This is a genomic window from Streptomyces sp. NPDC029159 (assembly GCF_055564055.1).
The window spans coordinates 484,077-498,587 of sequence record NZ_JBVHWT010000001.1; the positions used below are offsets into that span (position 1 = coordinate 484,077).

The 14,511-nt window shown below is 70.8% G+C and carries 16 protein-coding genes; 6 read left to right on the forward strand and 10 right to left on the reverse strand.

Going from position 1 to position 14,511, the window contains the following annotated elements:
* Positions 1-85 precede the first annotated feature (85 nt).
* On the reverse strand, positions 86-607 hold the full coding sequence (locus tag ACZ4U4_RS02185) for a GNAT family N-acetyltransferase (protein WP_467868376.1): 522 nt from the start codon (positions 605-607) through the stop codon (positions 86-88).
* 422 nt (positions 608-1,029) lie between these two features.
* Here ACZ4U4_RS02185 and ACZ4U4_RS02190 point away from each other — a divergent pair, with 422 nt between their 5' ends.
* Entirely contained in the window at positions 1,030-1,353 is a 324-nt protein-coding gene (locus ACZ4U4_RS02190) for a hypothetical protein (protein WP_467868377.1), read from the forward strand.
* A gap of 147 nt (positions 1,354-1,500) precedes the next feature.
* Positions 1,501-1,707, forward strand: coding sequence for a hypothetical protein (locus ACZ4U4_RS02195; protein ID WP_467868379.1), 207 nt, complete (start codon positions 1,501-1,503; stop codon positions 1,705-1,707).
* 72 nt (positions 1,708-1,779) lie between these two features.
* On the opposite strand, the gene ACZ4U4_RS02200 is transcribed toward ACZ4U4_RS02195, so the two are convergent.
* The 3 genes from ACZ4U4_RS02200 to ACZ4U4_RS02210 are packed head-to-tail and all read right to left on the reverse strand — an operon-like array spanning position 1,780 to position 4,896.
* The gene (locus ACZ4U4_RS02200) at positions 1,780-3,348 is read right to left on the reverse strand and encodes an MFS transporter (RefSeq protein WP_467868380.1); all 1,569 of its coding nucleotides are present in this window, start codon (positions 3,346-3,348) and stop codon (positions 1,780-1,782) included.
* Positions 3,345-4,106 carry a tRNA-dependent cyclodipeptide synthase gene (locus ACZ4U4_RS02205; RefSeq protein ID WP_467868382.1) on the reverse strand — a complete coding sequence of 254 codons (762 nt, stop codon included), beginning with the start codon at positions 4,104-4,106 and terminating at the stop codon, positions 3,345-3,347. Before ACZ4U4_RS02205 ends, ACZ4U4_RS02200 begins: the two co-directional genes overlap by 4 nt.
* 7 nt (positions 4,107-4,113) lie before the next feature.
* Positions 4,114-4,896 (reverse strand): 2OG-Fe(II)-dependent halogenase WelO5 family protein, encoded by a 783-nt coding sequence (locus tag ACZ4U4_RS02210; protein ID WP_467868383.1) that lies wholly within the window; start codon positions 4,894-4,896, stop codon positions 4,114-4,116.
* A 536-nt stretch (positions 4,897-5,432) separates the two neighbouring features.
* Between ACZ4U4_RS02210 and ACZ4U4_RS02215 the strand changes: the two genes are divergently transcribed.
* Entirely contained in the window at positions 5,433-5,891 is a 459-nt protein-coding gene (locus ACZ4U4_RS02215) for a helix-turn-helix domain-containing protein (protein WP_467868385.1), read from the forward strand.
* A gap of 71 nt (positions 5,892-5,962) precedes the next feature.
* Here ACZ4U4_RS02215 and ACZ4U4_RS02220 read toward each other — a convergent pair whose 3' ends face one another.
* The 5 genes from ACZ4U4_RS02220 to ACZ4U4_RS02240 form a co-directional block, all read right to left on the reverse strand.
* Positions 5,963-6,565 (reverse strand): ClpP family protease, encoded by a 603-nt coding sequence (locus ACZ4U4_RS02220; RefSeq protein WP_467868387.1) that lies wholly within the window; start codon positions 6,563-6,565, stop codon positions 5,963-5,965.
* 1 nt (position 6,566) lies between these two features.
* On the reverse strand, positions 6,567-7,205 hold the full coding sequence (locus tag ACZ4U4_RS02225) for an ATP-dependent Clp protease proteolytic subunit (protein WP_467868389.1): 639 nt from the start codon (positions 7,203-7,205) through the stop codon (positions 6,567-6,569).
* Between the two features lie 258 nt (positions 7,206-7,463).
* Positions 7,464-9,782: an ATP-binding cassette domain-containing protein gene (locus ACZ4U4_RS02230; RefSeq protein ID WP_467868926.1), complete on the reverse strand. Its 2,319-nt coding sequence runs from the start codon at positions 9,780-9,782 to the stop codon at positions 7,464-7,466.
* 158 nt (positions 9,783-9,940) lie between these two features.
* Positions 9,941-10,354 carry a VOC family protein gene (locus ACZ4U4_RS02235; RefSeq protein WP_030288615.1) on the reverse strand — a complete coding sequence of 138 codons (414 nt, stop codon included), beginning with the start codon at positions 10,352-10,354 and terminating at the stop codon, positions 9,941-9,943.
* Between the two features lie 10 nt (positions 10,355-10,364).
* Complete coding sequence (locus ACZ4U4_RS02240; RefSeq protein ID WP_467868391.1) at positions 10,365-10,838, reverse strand: helix-turn-helix transcriptional regulator; 474 nt, start codon at positions 10,836-10,838, stop codon at positions 10,365-10,367.
* A 139-nt stretch (positions 10,839-10,977) separates the two neighbouring features.
* Here ACZ4U4_RS02240 and ACZ4U4_RS02245 point away from each other — a divergent pair, with 139 nt between their 5' ends.
* Both ACZ4U4_RS02245 and ACZ4U4_RS02250 read left to right on the forward strand, forming a co-directional pair.
* Positions 10,978-11,901: a phenylalanine 4-monooxygenase gene (locus tag ACZ4U4_RS02245; protein ID WP_467868392.1), complete on the forward strand. Its 924-nt coding sequence runs from the start codon at positions 10,978-10,980 to the stop codon at positions 11,899-11,901.
* A gap of 146 nt (positions 11,902-12,047) precedes the next feature.
* The gene (locus ACZ4U4_RS02250; protein WP_467868394.1) at positions 12,048-12,590 is read left to right on the forward strand and encodes a GNAT family N-acetyltransferase; all 543 of its coding nucleotides are present in this window, start codon (positions 12,048-12,050) and stop codon (positions 12,588-12,590) included.
* Positions 12,591-12,878: 288 nt separating this feature from the next.
* Here the strand turns inward: ACZ4U4_RS02250 and merB are convergent, their stop codons facing one another.
* Entirely contained in the window at positions 12,879-13,928 is a 1,050-nt protein-coding gene (gene merB, locus ACZ4U4_RS02255) for an organomercurial lyase (protein WP_467868395.1), read from the reverse strand.
* A gap of 81 nt (positions 13,929-14,009) precedes the next feature.
* Here merB and ACZ4U4_RS02260 point away from each other — a divergent pair, with 81 nt between their 5' ends.
* The gene (locus ACZ4U4_RS02260) at positions 14,010-14,417 is read left to right on the forward strand and encodes a heavy metal-responsive transcriptional regulator (protein WP_467868397.1); all 408 of its coding nucleotides are present in this window, start codon (positions 14,010-14,012) and stop codon (positions 14,415-14,417) included.
* Positions 14,418-14,511 lie beyond the last annotated feature (94 nt).

The window sequence follows — 14,511 nt, forward strand, 5'->3', positions numbered from 1 at the left end:
GTGCCCGCACCTCCAGGGTTTCTGACTGTCCGTCAGAAATGCTGGAGGTGTCAAGAGTCGGACGACCGGCCGCCCCGGCTCCGCCTCACGCCTCGCCCGGCGCCGCCCCGACCTCGATCACCAGCTCCGGCCGGTCCCACCGCACCGCCGGTGGCCGCGCCCGGACCACACCGACCGGCCGGGCGCCGACACTGCGGTAGAACCCCTCGGCGGGCGGATGGGCGACCACCCGCACCCGGTCGAGACCGGCCCGGCGGGCCTCCTCGCGCAGATGGTCGACGAGCCGGCGCCCGATGCCCAGCCCCTGTGCCTCGTCGGCGACGAACAGCAGATCCAGCTCCGGCGGATCGAGCAGCAGCGCGTAGAACCCGAGCACCCGGCGGCCGGACTCCTCCGCCGCCCGCCCCGTCTCCGCCGCCTCCGCGACGAAGACAGGATGCGTCTCGATGTAGTCGGGCCCGACGCGGTACCCCTCGACCATCGACGCGTACGGGCCCTCGTACGCGCGCGACGTCCGGACCAGGCGGGTCAGCCGACGGGCGTCCCGTGGTGTGGCCCTCCGTACGGTCACCGCGCCGAAGCGTCCATCGCCTTTACCGCCGCCCATCAGCCCACTCCCCCACCGCTCACTTTCGGCCTTCCGGCGTTTTCGGGCCCTCCGGGGGCCGCTCCGCCGGCACTTTTCGCAGAACCGATTCCGCCGTTCCACCGTACCGCCCCGATCAGCACCGGAACCGGCCGGTCCGGAGTAAACCCCCACCCGTACCGACTTTCCGCACCGCCGCCGTCCGGCGCGTTTTCCCCGAACGCGTACGAAGATTTCCGGTGCCGCTGGACACCCGGACGAATACCGCCGCCGGTATTCCACAAAAAGCGGTCATCACGGTCCCCCGCCGCAGCGATCCGGGAATTTCCGCAAGGGATACGGGACCGCCATCTCGGCACTCTCGGCCAAAGCTTTCCCGGCCCGTTCCGCACCCCGGTCCCCGGTAGTTTCCTGTTCGCCACGAACCAAGTCAGGGGGTTTTCATGACCACCGGTATCAGGGGCTGCGACAACCAGTCGAACTCCCAGGTCTCCTTCGTCAACAAGGAGCACCCCGGGGACAGCAAATCGGTGGGGCCCAGGACGTACGACGGCAGCGTGTACGCCTGGATCTCGCAGCACAAGGACAACCCGCTCAACGTCCAGACGGGCCGGGGGAACTGCATCCTGTGGGACGAGGACTGGAAGGTCAAAGGCCAGTGGAACGACGGTAGCGGGGAGTTCGTCCTCGCCGAGGTCCACAGCAGTCCGCAGGATTACGGCATGACCGTCAGCATGACCGGCGACATCACCCTTGCCGCGAAGTGAACCACCGGGCGCCGGCCGGAGCGGCCCTTCCGACGGCCCGGCCGGCGCCCCGACCGCACCCCGCACACCGGCCGGAAAGGGAGTAACGCCGTGTCCATGACGGACTGGACGATCACTGGCTCCAGGGAGAACAACACGGGGAACTGGGTGTACTACGTGTGCACCGTCATCGCGGAATTCGCCAACATCCATTTCAGCCGGCACGTCGACGTTCCCGGCCAGGACCACATGGCGACCAACGACAATCAGTATTACTACTACGGCGTCACCGGCACCTTCAACACCCCGAACATGCCGGAGTCCGTCCGCCGGGCGCTCGTCGACGCATGGAACAACTACTTCACTACGCGCTGAAACAGACGCCGCAGAAAGATGCCGCTGCCCGGAATCCGTCAGGCAGCGGCATCTCCACGCCGGGCGCCGGCCTCAGACCGCCGCACCGTCCGCCGCGTCCGCGCCGCCCCGCCGCCGGTCGACCAGCGAGATCCAGCCGAGCACCAGCAGCGCCACGACGGAGGTTCCCGCCACCAGCCACATCGCGGCCTGGGTGCCGTGGGCGAACATCCGCCGGAAGAGGTCGGTGACCTCCGCGGGCCCGAGCGAGGTGTGCCGCGTCAGCAGCGCCTCGGCCCGCTCCGGATCGGCGGCCACCTCCCGCGTCCAGGCGCCGCCCCGCCCCGCGAGCGCCGACGTCAGGTACGCGTCCGCCTGCACCCGGTAGAGGACGATGCCGACGGCGAGGCCGATCGCGCCGCCCAGGTTGTGGAACGTCCAGGACGAGCCCATCGCCAGGCCCGCCTGCCGCTCCGGCACCGACGACAGCGCCGAGACGGTGGCCGGGCCCAGCACACAGGCCCAGGCCAGACCCATCGCCACCAGCGCCGCCACGATCACGGTGAGCGGGGCGTCCGCGGTGAGCCGGGTGAACAGCAGCGCCGCGACGGTGAACAGCGCGAAGCCGGTCAGCAGCAGCCGGCGCGGTCCGAAGCGGTCGGTGAGCCGCCCCACGAACGGCGACAGCGCCGCCATCACCGCCGTACACGGCAGCAGCATCGCGCCGGTCGCGTATCCGCCGTACCCGCGGACCTCGGCGAGGTAGAGCGGCAGCAGGAACAGCACCGTCGCGTAGAAACAGGCGAGCGCGAAGTCCGAGACGATGGCGGCGAGGAAGGCGCGGCGGCGGAAGAGCCCGAAGCTGACGATCGGGTCCGCCGCCCGCCGCTCGACCGCGTAGAACGCGACGAGCGCGACGACGGCGAAGGCCAGCAGGCCCAGCGTCCGCCCGCTCGACCAGCCCCAGGTGCCGCCGAGTGTGAACGCCAGCACCACGGCGGGGATGCCGAGGCTGATCAGGACGAGCCCGGGCCAGTCCACGCCGGTGGCCGACTCCTCGTTGCGGGACTCGCGGACGCTGAACGAGCAGAGCGCCAGCGCCAGGACGACCAGCGGGACGTTGAGCCAGAACACCCAGTGCCAGCCCGCGGCGGAGACCACGACGCCGCCGAGCAGCGGGCCGATCGCCAGCCCGACGCCGTTGACGCCGTAGAGCGCGCCGATGGCCCGGCCACGCTGCTCCGGCGGGAAGGCGTGCTGCACGATCGCACCGGTGGAGGTGTAGAGGATCGCCCCGGCGGCGCCCTGGAGGAAGCGGAAGGCGATCAGCCAGCCGGTGGTCTCGGCGAACCCGGCGCCCAGGGAGGCGAGTCCGAAGACGACGGTGCCGACGTACAGGACGCGGCGGCGCCCGTAGGAGTCGGCGAGACGGCCCATCGTCACCATGAACATCGACAGCGCGACGAGGAACATGTTGACGATGAGCTGGAGGTCGGTGACGGACGCCCCGAGATCGGCCTGGATCTGCGGGGCGGCCGTGTTGACGATGGTGAGGTCGATACAGCCGAGGAAGCTGATCAGGCTCACGCCCGCGAACGCCCACCACCGGCGGTCCGGTACGGACGGCGCGGTGGTCTGGGCGGCGGTGGTCGATGACGTCACGGTGTGGGTTCCTCTGGGCCTGAGGGGGGTGCGGGCGGAGCGGTCCGCCGGACCTGCTGGGGGATGGTCGCCGACCGCTTCTTGTACCGGAGCGACAGCCAGCCGCCCTTCCCGGGAAATTCCCCGGTGACGAAACGGGCTTGGGTTTCGGCCATGGCGGCGGTCATGGGCTGCGGATAGATGACGTAGTCGTATCCCTGGTGTGCCCACATCGGCATGATGATCGGGCACTCCTCTATGAGATAGGCGAGGCAGCCCCGGAAGGCTTCCTCGGTGTCGACGTCCGGGTCACGGGCGGTGAAACGCTCGATGAATTTCCCGATCGTCGCGTCCACCGCCTGCCGGTATTCCGGCTCGTTCGCGTACGCGTCCGCTATCCGGCGCCGGAATTCCGCGTAATCCGGATCCTTCAGCGCCTCGTCCCACCGCAACACACTCGTGGGCACGGTGAGTTGGCCGAGGATCTTCTCATTGCGCTCCAGCCACTCGTCGCCGGCGCGCAGCGCGCGGGCATACGCCTCCTCCGGGGGGATGCCGTGGAAATTGGAGCGCTGGAGGGTGTCGGCGACGGCGATGGTCAGCTCACCGAAGGCACTGCGGTTGACGAGTTCCACGGTGGCGCGGAGTTTGTCGCCCTCGTGGTAGCGCTGGCCGACACTGACCAGCAGAATGGCCCGGGTTCCGGCGAGGGTGAGTTTCTTCGCCGCCTCCCCGAAATTCGCCTTCGTACGGCCGTCGACAACATGGGTGGTGGTCATGGCCGGCTCAGCTCCACAGGGTGAGCGGTCGGTCGGCGCCGTGGTAGCCGAGGAAATGGCCGAGGGTGATGCGGGGCTCGTCGCCGGAGGGCCGCACCGCGTGGATGCGGCGCGGGTCGATCAGCAGCAGATCGCCGGGCTCGGGCCGGATGACCTGCTGCGGAGGGCCGAGCTGCGCACGCTCCAGACCCCAGACACGGTCGCCCTTCAGGGCGTTGTAGGCGTCCTCGCCGGGCTCGGTGCCCCAGAGTTCGAGTTCGCCGCCGGTCTCCGGAATGTTCAGATAGATATTGGCGGAGAGCTGGGCGACGAGGTCGTGGGCGGCACTGTCGGGGAGATTGCGCTCCAGGGCGTCGGTGTGCGGATTGAGATCGACGCCCTTGTCCTGGAAGCGGCAGATACCGATGAATGCCTTACGGCCCTCTATCGTCAGCAGCTGCGCCCCGGCGTTCCAGGTCTCCTCGACGAGCGCCCGGAAAGTGTCGCTCGGTAAGGCGTACGGAGCGAACAGGTCCCGCATCCGCTGGATGTTGTCCCGTGCCTCGCGGTGGTAGCGGTCCCGGGATTCCTCGTCGCTGATCTCGGAGTAGGCGAATCCGATCCGCTGGAACGCGGTGTCCTGGCTCAGCCCTCCTTTGTCCGGATGGTGCAGCACCTCCTCGCGTACGGCTTTCACCACCTCGTCCGGGATGAAGTGCGGTACGTGTACGGCGAGGGCTTCCCCCTCGGCGAGCGCCAGAATGTCCTCGTGCACGAGTTCGCGTGCGCGGGCGCGTCTTATGACGGTCATCGTGTCCTTCCGGGTCAGCAGGAAAGGGCGGGCGCGGGCGGCCGCCCGAAAATCGCTCCTCAGCCATCGCACACGGTCCGGCAAACCCGGTCAACCGACGTCGCGGTGGTGTAATGCAGCGTTAAAACAGCGATGACAAAGGGCTTCGGCGGGCTCTGGGGAACCCTGCGAAAAGGGGCCCGAATGTGGCAGAAATGGCCGATGGGCCGTCAAAACCTGGGCAGAAAAGGACCCCTGACCGGGAATAGCCAGGTCAGGGGTGGTGGCGTGAAATGCCTCGGGGAGCGAAGGGGCGCCGGGGCCGGAATCGGCCCCTCGGGTGGGACTTGGGGCGGGCCTCGTCGGACTCTGGGGCGGGCCCTCCGGCGGAGCCTGGCGCGGCTCTTGGGGCGCACTCCACCGAACACAGCCGGGCGGCGCCCGCCCGGCGGAGCCCCGGCCCGCGCCGGCCCCCGCCTCACCGCCTCCCGCCCCGCTTCACCCAGGGCGGAACGCCGCACCCTTCCCCCGGCGGCCCGGATCCCTACGCTGAAGGGGTGAGCACTCATGCGCGGAACGAAGCCCACGTCATCCCGCTGCGCCCGCAGCCCTCTCAGCCCTCGCCGCCCTCGCATCCCGGTTCCGGCGGGGCGACGCACCGGCAGCCGGCCGGGGGCCCACCGGCGCCCACGCCGCGCGAGCCCCTGTGGCGCGACCTCGTCGGCCAGGCGCTGCGGCGCCAACGGCTGGACCAGCAGCGCACGTTGAAGGAGGTCGCGGAGGCGGCCCGGATCTCGATGCCGTACCTCTCGGAGCTGGAGCGCGGCCGCAAGGAAGCCTCGTCCGAAGTGCTCGCGGCCGCCGCCCGGGCCCTCGGGCTCGACCTCGCCGACCTGCTCTCGCTCACCCAGGACGAGCTGACCCGGCACGTCCGCAGCCGAATGAGCCGCAGCCGGACGGAGCGCAGCCGCACCTCGGCCCCGGCCCGGTACGAGGTCCTCGACCTGGCCGCCTGACGGGCCGACCGGCCGACCGGCGCTGCGCGGTATCCCCGCCGCAGCGCCGGTCCGCCCATCGAACCCGCAGGTCAGGCGGGCAGCAGCCGCCTGCTCAGCACCTCGTCGGCGAGCCCGTAGGCGACGGCCTCCTCGGCGGTGAGCACCTTGTCCCGGTCCATGTCCGCGCGGAGCGTCGCCACGTCGTGGTGGGTGTGCCGGGACAGCACCTCCTCCGCCTGCGCGCGGATACGGGCCATCTCCTTGGCCGCGAGGCCGAGGTCGGAGACGGTGCCCTGCTGCCCGCCGCTGGCCGGCTGGCCGAGCAGCACCCGCGCGTGCTGGAGCACGAACCGCCGCCCGGGGTCGCCACCGGCCAGCAGCAGCGCCGACGACGACGCCGCCTGCCCGACGCAGCAGGTCGAGATCGGCGCCTGTACGTACGTCATCGTGTCGTAGATCGCCATCAGCGAGGTGAACGAGCCGCCCGGTGAGTTGAGATAGATCGAGATCTCGCTCCCCGGGCTCGCCGACTCCAGGTGCAGGAGCTGCGCGATCACCACGTTGGCGACCCCGTCGTCGATCTCGGTGCCGACGAAGATGATCCGCTCGTTCAGCAGCCGGCTGAAGACATCGGAGGACCGCTCGCCCTGCGGCGTCCGCTCGGTGACGTAGGGAACCGTGTACGCACCCATGTCACAGCCCCATCCGTCGGCGCGAGGTGATCGGGCGGATGTCGGCGAGCGACTCCACCACCCGGTCCACCATTCCGTACTCCCTGGCCTGCTCGGCGGTGAACCAGCGGTCCCGGTCGCCGTCCCGGGTGATGGTCTCCTCGCTCTGCCCGGTGTGCTCGGCGATGATCCGCGCGATGGTGGCCTTGGTGAACTGGAGGTTCTCCGCCTGGATTTCGATGTCCGCGACGGTGCCGCCGATGCCCGCCGAGGGCTGATGCATCATGATCCGCGCATGCGGCAGCGCGAACCGCTTGCCAGGCGCGCCCACGGTGACCAGGAACTGGCCCATGCTGGCCGCGAACCCCATCGCCAGCGTCGCGACCTCGTTCGGGATGAGGCGCATGGTGTCGAAGATCGCCAGGCCCGCGGAGACCGAACCGCCGGGGCTGTTGACGTACAGGCAGATGTCGGTGTGCGGGTCGTCCGCCGACAGCAGCAGAAGCTGGGCGCACACCCGGTTGGCCGAGACGTCGTCGACCTGGGTGCCGAGGAGGACGATGCGCTGGGCGAGCAGCTGGGTCGCGAGATGGTCGTCGAAGTGGCTGGGCGGGGTGTCGCCGTCCTCCGCGCGGGGCGGACGGGTGGTGAGTGGAGTCATCCGGTCTCCTCATCGGGGCAGGAACGCCGTCGACTCCACTCTTCGCCCCGGACGCCCGCCGGATACCGTTTCTCTGCCCGCCGCAGATTCGCCACGGGCAGAGCAGACCGCTCGCACCCTTCCTGACCTGCGACGTTACGGACGGGGAGCGGGGCCGCGGGAGCAGGGCCGCGGACGCGAGGCAGCGGGTGCGGTGCCACGGTGGCGCTGCAACCGGCCCCGCGGCACCGCCCTCCGCACCGCCGCTCCGGCCGCCCGTCACTCCCCCACGTACGCCGCCAGATGCTCGCCGGTGACGGTGGAGCGCGCGGCGACGAGCGCGGCGGGTGTCCCCTCGAAGACGACCCGGCCGCCGTCGTGACCGGCGCCGGGCCCCAGGTCGACTATCCAGTCCGCATGCGCCATGACCGCCTGGTGGTGCTCGATGACGATCACGGACTTACCGGAGTCGACCAACCGGTCGAGCAGCCCGAGGAGTTGCTCGACATCCGCCAGATGGAGACCGGTCGTCGGCTCGTCCAGGACATAGACGCCGCCCTTGTCCGCCATGTGGGTGGCCAGCTTCAGGCGCTGGCGTTCGCCGCCGGAGAGCGTGGTGAGCGGCTGGCCGAGGGTGAGATAGCCGAGACCGACATCGGCCAGCCGCTCAAGGACCTTGTGGGCGGCGGGAGTCCGCGCCTCCCCGGCGGCGAAGAACTCCAGCGCCTCCGCTACCGGCATCGCCAGCACCTCGGCGATGTCCCGCCCGCCGAGCCGGTACTCCAGGACCGCGGCGTCGAAGCGCCGGCCCTCGCAGTCCTCGCAGGTGCTGGCGACCCCGGCCATCATCGCCAGATCGGTGTAGATCACCCCGGCGCCGTTGCACGTCGGGCACGCGCCCTCGGAGTTGGCGCTGAAGAGCGCCGGCTTGACCCCGTTGGCCTTGGCGAACGCCTTACGGATCGGTTCGAGCAGCCCGGTGTACGTCGCCGGGTTGCTCCGCCGCGACCCGCGGATCGGGCTCTGGTCGACGGAGACGACGCCCAGCTCCTCCGGGATCGAGCCGTGGACCAGCGAACTCTTGCCGGAGCCCGCGACGCCGGTGATCACGGTGAGCACCCCGAGCGGCAGATCGACGTCCACGTCCCGGAGGTTGTTGGCGTGCGCACGGCGGATCTTCAGCGCGCCGTCCGGCTCCCGTACCGCCGCCTTGATCCGGGCGCGATCGTCGAGGTGGCGTCCGGTGACGGTGTCGCTGCCGCGCAGCCCGGCGACGTCCCCCTCGAAGCAGACCGTGCCACCGCCCGTCCCGGCGCCGGGCCCCAGGTCGACGACGTGGTCGGCGATCTCGATGACCTCCGGTTTGTGCTCGACGACCAGCACGGTGTTGCCCTTGTCACGCAGCCGCAGCAGCAGCTCGTTCATCCGCCGGATGTCGTGCGGGTGCAGCCCCGCGGTCGGCTCGTCGAAGACATAGGTGACATCGGTGAGCGACGAGCCGAGATGGCGGACCATCTTGACGCGCTGCGCCTCGCCGCCGGACAGCGTGCCCGCGGGGCGGTCCAGGGAGAGATAGCCGAGTCCGATCTCGACGAAGGAGTCGAGGCTCTGTCCGAGCGCGGTGAGCAGCGGGGCGACGGAGGGGTCCGTCAGGCTCCGGACCCACTCCGCCAGGTCGCGGATCTCCATCCGGCAGGCGTCCGCGATCGAGAGCTTTCCGATCACGGCGGACCGGGCGTGCGCGGCGAGCCGCGTCCCGTCGCACTCGGGGCAGGGCGTGAAGGTGACCGCGCGCTCCACGAACGCCCTCACGTGCGGCTGCATCGCCTCCTTGTCCTTGGCGAGCATCGACTTCCGGATGCGCGGGATCAGACCCTCGTAGGTCATGTTGATCCCGGCGATCTTCATCCGCACCGGCTCGTGGTGCAGCAGATCGTGGAGTTCCTTCTCGGTGAACTTCTTGATCGGCGTGTCCGGGTCGAAGAAACCGGACTCCGCGTAGAGGCGGGAGTTCCAGCCGCCGCCGGTGTAGCCGGGGATGGTGAACGCGCCCTCGTTGATCGACTTCGTGTCGTCGTAGAGCTGCGCCGGGTCGAGGGCGGAGACCGTGCCGCGCCCCTCGCAGCCCGGGCACATCCCGCCCACCTTGTTGAAGGTGACCTTCTCCTTCTTGCCGTTCCCCACGGTGATCGCGCCCGCCGCCGACACCGACGGCACATTGAACGCGAACGCCCCGGGCGGGCCGACGTACGGCTTGGCCAGCCGGCTGAAGAGGATCCGCAACATCGCGTGGGCATCGGTGACGGTGCCGACCGTGGACCGCGGATCGGCGCCCATCCGCTGCTGGTCGACGCTGATCACGGTGGTCAGCCCGTCCAGCACATCAACCTCGGGCCGCGCCGGACTCGGCATGAACCCCTGGAGGAACGCGCTGTACGTCTCGTTGATCAGCCGCTGCGACTCCGCCGCGATGGTGTCGAACACCAGCGAACTCTTCCCCGACCCGGACACCCCGGTGAACACCGTGAGCCGCCGCTTGGGGATCTCGATGTCGACGCCCCGCAGATTGTTCACCCGCGCGCCGTGCACCCGGATCATCTCGTGGCTGTCGGCGAGGTGCCGGGCACCCGCCACCTGTCCGGGCGCCCCGGTGTCCGTGCCCGCCCTGCCGGCCTCGGTGTCCGTGCCCGCCCTGGAATGCGTACTCATGCTGATCCGTTCTCCCCCACGTCCCCGACCCGTCCCTGTCCTGTCTCCTACGACCGCGCCTGGGTGAAGCGCAGCATGTTCCCCGCCGGGTCCCGGAAGGCGCAGTCCCGGACGCCGTACGGCTGATCGACCGGCTCCTGGAGCACCTCACCGCCCGCGGCCCGGATCCGCTCGAAGGTCGCGTCGCAGTCGTCGGTCGCGAAGATGACGCCGCGCAGCAGCCCCTTGGCCAGCAGTTCCGCCATGGCCTGCCGGTCGGCGGGCGATGCGTTCGGATCGGCGAGCGGCGGTTCGAGGACGATGTTCACCCCCGGCTGCGAGGGCGACCCGACGGTCACCCACCGCATCCCCTCGAACCCGACGTCGTTCCGCACCTCGAGCCCGAGAACGTCCCGGTAGAAGGCGAGCGCCCGGTCGTGATCGTCGACGGCGATGAAGCACTGCGAAAGCGTGATGTCCATGCGCTCGACGCTACGGTCCGACGGCCGCATCCGCTTCTCCAATCGTGACGGGTTCGGGAGCGTGGAGCCCTCGGGGCTGTGCGCCTGTCCCCCGCCTCCGCACCGGCCGCGTGAAGATCTTCGCCATACACGGCGGCACCGCGGCGCCCGCCTCATGATCACGGGCCCGGTAGGCGCTCGGGCTCTCCCCCACCAGCTCCGTGAAGCGCGAGCTGAACGAGCCGAGCGACGTACACCCGACCGCGAAACAGACCTCCGTCACCGACAGATCCCCCCGCCGCAACAACGCCTTCGCCCGCTCGATCCGCCGCGTCATGACATAGCCGTACGGCGTCTCCCCGAAGGCCGCCCGGAAGCTCCGCGAGAAGTGCCCCGCCGACATCAGCGCGACCCGCGCCAGGGCCGGGACATCCAGCGGCTCGGCATACTCCCGATCCACCAGATCCCGCACCCGCCGCAGCCGCACGAGCTCCTCCACCGTCATGCACCCAGAGTGACACGGGGCACTGACAATCGACCGGCGCACAAGGGAACGAGCCGGGGCCGGACCGACGGCCCGGCGCCCGACACCACGCCCCACCTCATCCTTTACCCCGCCCCACCCGCCGTGCAGGATGCCCCTCGTGACCGATTGGCTGAACCGGACCCCGCTGGACCCCCACGGTGCGCACCTCGGACGCGCCAAGGACCACCCCTCGCTCGCCGATCACGCCTACGTCAGCCGCCGGAACGCGATCGTGGCCGCGGCCAAAGGCCACCGCGTCGGCGCCCCCTCGCCCCCGGTCGCGTACAACGACGCCGAACACGCCGCCTGGCGCACCATCCACGCCGCCCTCACCGAGGCACAACAGGGATGCGTGTGCCAGGCGGTCCTACGAGCACGCGATACCGCCCCGATCCCCGGGGACCACGTCCCGCAGCACGAAGAGGTCTCCGACCGCCTGGAACCGCTGGCGGGATTCCGCTTCACGCTCGCCGGCGGCGTCGTCCCGACCAAGCGCCTCCTGGGCGCCATGGCGGACGGCTACTTCCACGCCGTCCAGTACGTCCGCCACCCCGCCATGCCGCTCTACACCCCTGAACCCGACATCCTCCACGACGTCTTCGGCCACGGCATCCACCTCTCCGACCCCTGGTTCACCGACCTCTACCGCACCGTCGGCCGCGCCGCCGCCCGCGTGGAGTCGGCCGACGCCCTGGACCTGATCGGCCGCGTCTACTGGTTCACCCTCGAATACGGCCTCGCCTGGGAGAACGGCCACCCCAAGGCATACGGCGCCGCCCTCCTCTCCTCCTACGGCGAACTGGCCCACTTCCCCCGCACCACCATCCGCCCCTTCCACCTCCCCGACCTCCTCCGCCTCCCGTACCAGGTGGCCGGCTACCAAAGGGTCCTCTTCGCCGTCGACTCCCTGCCCCAACTGGCAGGGACCCTGCACGATTTCCTCGACGACTTCGACGAGGACACCCGCGACCGGTACGGCCTGCCACCGCTCGCCGAACGAGGGTCCATGGCACGGCCGGGATCGCTTGCGTCCAAGAGCTGAAACCCTCCGGTGCGGCGAGCGCCCAGGCACCGGACGGAGGGAAGAACAGCCCGGCCGGGCAGCGCCGGGACCGCATCCGCCACCTGTGGCAGGATGCCGCGATGACCTCCCACTCGCCCCTACCGGCGGTAGTTCCAGCAGGGCGAATGGCCACTACGGAGCAGCCGGTACTCGGCCTCCCCCACGGCCTGGAGCTACGCCCCTGGCGCCTGTCCGACGCCGACACCTTGATGACCGCCGGCCAGGACCCCGAGATCCGCCACTGGAACCGCCTGCTGGTGGAGACACCGGAAGACGCGCGCCGACGGATTGCCCGCATGCACGAGCGGTGGCGCGCCGAGCTGAGCGCGATCTGGGCCATCGCACGCCCGGACGGCGAAGCCCTCGGGCTGATCGGCTGGGGCGACATCGACCTCACCGGCGGCAGCGCCGAAATCGTCTACTGGCTCCTCCCCGCGGCGCGCGGCAGCGGCGTGGCCGTCGAGGCCACCCAACGCGTCACCGAGTGGGCCCTGAACGACCTCGGCCTGCACCGCCTGCGACTGTGCCACTCGGTGGCCAACCCGTCGTCCTGCCGCGTGGCGTTCAAGGCCGGATACCCCCTCGAAGGCACCCTGCGCAGCGCGCTGCTGCACGCGGACGGCTGGCACGACCAGCACCTGCACGCCCTCGTCCAGGGCGACATCTGAACCGGGACAGCACTCCGCAGTACCGCCCCGACGCCACCCTCAAGGCACACGCAAAAGGTCCCCTCCTCATCACGAGGAGGGGACCTTTTTCAGAGCGCCCGGCAGGCCTTGCACCTACATTTCCCACCGGTTGGTGGGCGTCTTTCCTTGGACCACAGACGCACGCTCCACCCGCCGTCCCCGGGGGCGAAGTTGCATCATGATCATATCTGATCCCCGAACCTCCGGACACCACCCACCACCGTCCGGTCACGCGCACTTGGGCCGACGAGGCAGATCGCCGACGGGTCAACGCGCGAGCAGCGGCCCGAAGGTCTGTGCGCCGATGCGTTCGGCCTGGTTCCGGTCGACGATGTGGCCGGGGACGTCCGGGTGTTCGGCGATCCAGGTGTGCGCGGTGGTGGGGCCGGTGAAGAAGTTCACCGCGTCGCAGCAGGCCGTGGCGGCGGGCCCGCCGCCGGGCCGCTGTCCGACGAACACCACGGCGTCCCGCGGCTCCCACACCGTCGTCCCGCCGCGGCTGGTGACGGTCACCGGCTCGCCGGTCACCGGGTCGGTGGAGGAGATCACCACGCCGGTGCCCAGCATGGCGGGGATGCCGAGCGCATCGATCGCGCACATCGACCACACCGTCACCCCGCCCGCGAGGGCGACGCGGTGGCGGGTCGGGACGGCGGAGAACGGGTACGCCGCGCGGATCCGCCCGCTCCCGTCCAGGGTGAGGAAGTCTTCGGCGGCCAGCTCGGCCAGCACCTCCCCGGCCGTACGGCCCGAAGGCGCGGCGACCGGCTCCAGCACTTCCGCCGCCGGGGCGGTGCCGGTGTCGACGAAGTGCCGCAGCACCGCCTGCTGCACCGCCCGCAGCCCCCGTTCCACGGGCGCGCGGCGCCCCCGCCCGCCACGCCCGACCACGTCGAACGCCTTCTCCGTCGCGCAGCAGTCCCCCGGCGCGGCCGCCTCCGATCCGCCACGACCAACCACATCGAGCGCCCCCTCCGTCGCGCACCAGCCTCCCGGAGCCGCCGCCCCCGGCCCGCTCGCGCCGCCGTCGAGGACCGCGCGGAGGGCCGCCACGCTCGGCGCCCCGGCCACCGTGCCGTCCTCGCCCCGGTACAAGCGGCACGACACGCTCGGCACCGCCCCGACCGGCGCGAACGGGTCCCGGCCGTCCACCAGGATCGTCGGCGAACCGTTCATCCCGTACGCGACGGCCTGCGCCTGATCATGGACCTCGATCTCCTCCACCTCCGCCCGCCGGCCCGCCAGCGCGGCGGCGACCCGTTCCATGGCCAGCGGGGCGTTCGGGCACCCCGGAACCGTCAGCACCGTGATCTGCATCCTGCTCGTCCTCCCGGCTCGTCCAGTGTCCGAACGCTTGACCTTCCAGTGCGCTGGAAGGTCAAGTCGTAGCCTGGAGACATGCGCATCGGCGACCTCGCCGCGGCCAGCGGACTGACCACCAAAACCCTCCGCTTCTACGAACAGGAAGGGCTGCTCCCCGCGCCTCCCCGCACCCCCGGCGGCTACCGCGACTACCCCGAGCAGACACGCACCCGCCTCGCCTTCATCCGCGACGCCCAGAGCGCCGGCCTCACCCTCGCCGAAATCCGCTCCGTCCTCACCCTGCGCGACAGCGGCCAGCCCCCTTGCGGCCACGTCACCACACTGATCGACGAGCACCTCGCCGACATCGAACGCCGCCTCACCGAACTCACCAAGACCCGCGATGTTCTACACGGTCTCGCTCGACGGGCCGCGGCCACCGATCCGGCGGGGTGCACCGGGGAGGATGTCTGTTCCATCCTCGCCGCGGGCGAGCGGGCTTGAGCTGATCGCTGTGCGCCTGCGGGCCACATGGTGGGGGCATGCGCACGAGGGTTCTCCGTCGGGCGCTTCGCACGTGGGGGCGTGGGGGAATGCA

Coding starts and splice junctions, on each gene's coding strand:
- ACZ4U4_RS02205 (WP_467868382.1), bottom strand. CDS start 4,106: ATGACCACCACCCATGTTGTCGACGGCCGTACGAAGGCGAATTTCGGG.
- merB (WP_467868395.1), bottom strand. CDS start 13,928: ATGCAGATCACGGTGCTGACGGTTCCGGGGTGCCCGAACGCCCCGCTG.
- ACZ4U4_RS02190 (WP_467868377.1), top strand. CDS start 1,030: ATGACCACCGGTATCAGGGGCTGCGACAACCAGTCGAACTCCCAGGTC.
- ACZ4U4_RS02210 (WP_467868383.1), bottom strand. CDS start 4,896: ATGACCGTCATAAGACGCGCCCGCGCACGCGAACTCGTGCACGAGGAC.
- ACZ4U4_RS02220 (WP_467868387.1), bottom strand. CDS start 6,565: ATGGGTGCGTACACGGTTCCCTACGTCACCGAGCGGACGCCGCAGGGC.
- ACZ4U4_RS02230 (WP_467868926.1), bottom strand. CDS start 9,782: ATGATCCGGGTGCACGGCGCGCGGGTGAACAATCTGCGGGGCGTCGAC.
- ACZ4U4_RS02235 (WP_030288615.1), bottom strand. CDS start 10,354: ATGGACATCACGCTTTCGCAGTGCTTCATCGCCGTCGACGATCACGAC.
- ACZ4U4_RS02260 (WP_467868397.1), top strand. CDS start 14,010: ATGCGCATCGGCGACCTCGCCGCGGCCAGCGGACTGACCACCAAAACC.
- ACZ4U4_RS02250 (WP_467868394.1), top strand. CDS start 12,048: ATGGCCACTACGGAGCAGCCGGTACTCGGCCTCCCCCACGGCCTGGAG.
- ACZ4U4_RS02185 (WP_467868376.1), bottom strand. CDS start 607: ATGGGCGGCGGTAAAGGCGATGGACGCTTCGGCGCGGTGACCGTACGG.
- ACZ4U4_RS02240 (WP_467868391.1), bottom strand. CDS start 10,838: ATGACGGTGGAGGAGCTCGTGCGGCTGCGGCGGGTGCGGGATCTGGTG.
- ACZ4U4_RS02225 (WP_467868389.1), bottom strand. CDS start 7,205: ATGACTCCACTCACCACCCGTCCGCCCCGCGCGGAGGACGGCGACACC.